This window comes from Algoriphagus sp. (assembly GCF_024642405.1).
Classification (GTDB): domain Bacteria; phylum Bacteroidota; class Bacteroidia; order Cytophagales; family Cyclobacteriaceae; genus Algoriphagus.
On sequence record NZ_JAHEBC010000343.1, the window covers coordinates 1 to 4,037 of the forward strand.

2 protein-coding genes and 1 pseudogene are annotated in these 4,037 nt (G+C 39.6%); 1 reads left to right on the forward strand and 2 read right to left on the reverse strand.

Annotated elements, in window-relative coordinates; translation table 11 throughout:
• On the forward strand, positions 1 to 378 hold a 378-nt coding region (locus tag Q0L68_RS17380; RefSeq protein WP_296705531.1), incomplete at its 5' end, for a prolyl oligopeptidase family serine peptidase.
• 11 nt (positions 379 to 389) lie between these two features.
• Here the strand turns inward: Q0L68_RS17380 and Q0L68_RS17385 are convergent.
• Together Q0L68_RS17385 and Q0L68_RS17390 are read right to left on the reverse strand one after the other, a co-directional pair.
• Complete coding sequence (locus Q0L68_RS17385; RefSeq protein ID WP_296705532.1) at positions 390 to 3,422, reverse strand: hypothetical protein; 3,033 nt, start codon at positions 3,420 to 3,422, stop codon at positions 390 to 392.
• 97 nt (positions 3,423 to 3,519) lie between these two features.
• Positions 3,520 to 4,037 (reverse strand): annotated as a pseudogene (locus tag Q0L68_RS17390) (beta-L-arabinofuranosidase domain-containing protein); the annotation flags it as partial.

Consider the following 4,037-nt stretch of genomic DNA (forward strand, 5'->3'; position numbering starts at 1 on the left):
CCTAAAAACCAAATCCCAAGTGGAATGACTGAGTCAGACTTCGTAAATGCACAGGTAAGTCAAATGACCAGCCCTTGGATGCAATATTTTATTACTTATAATCCTGCCCCAACATTAGAAAAAGTAAGTTGTCCTGTCTTGGCAATCAACGGGTCTATGGACCTTCAAGTACCAGCCAAAGAAAATCTGGAAGCTATAAAAACTGCTTTACAAAGGGGTGGAAATGAAAATATTACTATAAAAGAACTAACCGGTTTAAATCATCTTTTCCAAGAAAGTAAAACCGGGTTGGTAAGCGAGTATGCTACGATTGAACAAACATTTTCTCCAAAAGCTATGGAAGAAATACTCAGCTGGATCAAAGAGCAAGTAGAGTAAAAGGGATGAATTTATTTCATCCCCTCAAACTGAGATTTTATCTCATTGAATTTTTGCTTCAGTTCTTCAAATCTTTCGTAAGCATCTTGTCCGGGTTTTTGATCAGCCTGCCCTAACATTGAACCTAGATATCTTGCTTGGTCCTTTAACATTGGTTGCATGTATGTGCCTTCAGGAGTCTCCAGTTCGTAATAAATAGCATCTAGCTGACTTTTCTTTGTAGCGATATTTTTGGCTGGATTTTCTTTTTCAAGTGAAAGCTTCAGCGCTTCTTGCTCTTTTTCAATTTTCGAAATCAATTGATCGACTTCATCTTGAAATGTCTGGATTTGAAGAGATAATTCTTCTTGCTCAGAAACATCTTGATCAGAAACCAAGGTTACTCTGGGATCGAGAACTACTTCAAATTCTTTTTCCAATACCTCATCTCCTGCAATAAGTCTTGCCTTATAGGTCCCCGTAGAAACTAATGGACCATTTCCTGTATACGCTCTTTTCGGATCTTTATCCCAACCACCCCGATGTCTCATATTCCAATTGAAATGATTCATCCCTGCTTTATTTGGCAGGCCTTTAGAGGCTGGAGCTTCTGAAAATTCAGTAGACATATTCCTAGTTGTGTCTACCTCTGGTTCTTTAAGCCCATCGGCTACATAAGTATGCACTGTTTGTCCTTTCTCATTGATGATCTCTAGGCGAAGGTCATCCTGCTTTTCCAACAAGTAAAAATCTAAATTAGCTGCAGCTCTTGGATATTCAGGACCATTAGTTTCACTTCTGGCAGATAGAAAATTTCGAATCGCAGGTTTTGTATCAAACAAAACTATGCTTTGAGTTCCAATAGATGTAATTCCTCTCAAGCTGATTAAATTATCTAAAACCCAAAATCCTCTACCCATGGTAGACATCACTAAATCATCCTGATGTATTTTAATATCTGTAATTGGAGTTACCGGAAGATTGCTCTCAAATGCTGTCCAAGTTTCTCCATCGTTCATGGAAATAAATAGTCCAAACTGAGTCCCTGCATATAAAATCCCCTCTTTCTTAGGGTCTTCCCTCATTACCAAGGTTGGAAAATCATTAGGAATCCCATTTGAACCTGTGGTTAACAAAGTCCAAGTCTGACCATAATCCTCAGTTTTATAGATATATGGTTTATCATCTCCCGAAAGATATCTTAATACCGAAACATAAGCTTTTGCAGGATCATGTGGAGATGGCTCCACCGCATCCACTCTTCCGCCTTCTGGCATGTTTGGAGTTACATTTTCCCAAGTTTTACCACCATCTTTTGTGACATGAACAGGGCCGTCATTCGCACCCACCCAAATCAGACCTTCTTGGATTGGAGATTCTCTGATTGCATATATGGTGCTGTAATATTCTTCTCCTGTGACATCTCTAGTAATTGGAGATCCGGGAACAACTTGTTTATCAGGATCAAAAGCAGTGAGGTCGGGTGAGATAATCTCCCATGTTTTTCCATCATCTGTAGTCTTATGTACATATTGGGAAGTATGGTAAATCACATCCGGATTGTGTGGAGAAACGTGAATTGGTGCAACTCTTTGGAATCTGAACTTCAAATCTTTTGGGTTATGCCCGTAAATGTTTGATGCGCCTACATAGTACTGCAACTCCTGACCAGAGGTCTTGTCAAACACACCAAATCTCCCTTTGCAATTGGAATAAACAATATTTGGATTTCCTGGCTTTGGCACGGCTGGTCCTGTTTCACAACCTCCCACATTGATAATATAGGCATTACTACCTGACTGAACGCTCAATGGAGGCATACTTGGTACAGCAATCGCACTATAATTATCCTGCTGACCAGCATAGAGCCAATATGGATATTGATCATCTACCTCCACGGTGTAAAGCTCTGCAGTGGGCTGATTAAATTGAGTAGACCAGCTTTTACCTGAGTTTAAAGTAATATTGGCACCGCCATCATTTGCCTGAATCCAAACAGTGGTGTCATTTGGATTGATCCAAATATCATGGTTATCTCCATGGGGAGTGGAAAGTGATTTCCAGGTTTTACCCCCGTCAAAGGACTGAAGGAAACGAAGCGAATTGTTGTAGACTGTATTGGCATCTTTTGGATTCGCATAAATGTTGGTATAATAGAAAGGTCTATTGGTAAGGTTGGAATTATCTGATACAAACTCCCAACTAGCGCCGCGATCTTCCGATCTATACAAACCTCCTTGATTATCGGAAGCCTCAATATTAGCATAGACTACAGCTGGATCAGCTGGAGAAACTGCAAAATCAATTTTCCCAGTCAAACCCGTCGGTAATCCATTAGTTAACTTATTCCAAGTTTTTCCCCCATCTGTAGTTTTGTAAACTCCTCCTTCAGAAGATCCAGAAGTGATTGTCCAAGGTTTTCTTTCCCCTCTCCAGGCACCGGCATAAATTGTATTTGGATCATCTGGAGCCAACTCTAAATCTGAGACACCCACACTATCCGAATGGTAAAAAACTTTATCCCAGGTTTTTCCTCCATCTACAGTTTTGAAGACACCTCTTTCTTCATTCTTGTCAAAAGCATGACCTATTGCTGCGACATAAACTACATCTGGATTATCGGGATGAATTTCCACCGAACCAATCTGCCCAGCTTCTTTTAGTCCGATAAATTCCCAAGTCTTTCCCTCATCAGTGGATTTATAAACACCTTTTCCCGTAATCACATTGGATCTAAGTCCATCTGAACCAGTTCCCACATAAATGATCTCCGGTTGTTTTTGATAAACGGAAATAGCCCCAATTGAAGGAGTTGGGAAAAATCCATCAGAAATGTTTTCCCATGTAATCCCATAGTCATCCGTTTTCCAAACGCCTCCACCAGTAGCTCCCATATAAAAAAGTGAAGGTTTAGAAGCCACTCCCGCGACGGCAGTTACACGACCACCTCTGAGAGGCCCTACATTTCTGAATTTGTATGAATTTAAGAGTGATGCCAGGTCTTGAGAAAAACCAGAGATACTCAAGAAGAATAAAAAGACGAGGGTCAGCAGCTTTTTTAACATAGGAAATTTCAATTTGAGGCAGAATATAATTGGAATTTGAATTAAAAAACAAGGCAATTATAGGAATGGATTATCAGTTAATATAAACCTGTTTTCTCTACCTATCTATTCCTTGAAGGTTTAAAACTGGAAACTCTGTAATTCTTAATGTGGTACAACCATAAGGGATCAGAATAATTTCTTCAATAGCTTCTAATTTATTTGCATTTAAATTGGTTGGTACCTCGTTGATTTTTTGCCAAGATGGCAATAATCTAGCGTTCACACTTAGTTGAATGGGAGCATTTTCGAGATTCCAGGGATAACTTCCATCCCAAGAATTTTCCTTAACCAAAATGGATTTTTCAAGGTCAGAAAGTGAAGCTTTTTCTATCCCATAGTTCCAAGGGCTTTTTGGATACACCTCCGTAAACTCCCGAAACCTATCATTTCTGTCTTTTATACTTTTCTCATCTTCAATTTTCAAACTGTAAACCAATGGACCTCGCTCGATACTAACCATTCCTTGGTACCAGGTACTCGCCTTTAATTGCATCCCCATTTTCAGCACAATCTGATCTCCATCTTTCCAAGTTCTCTCCAATACTGCAATCCCACCATTGTTTTCAAACTTTA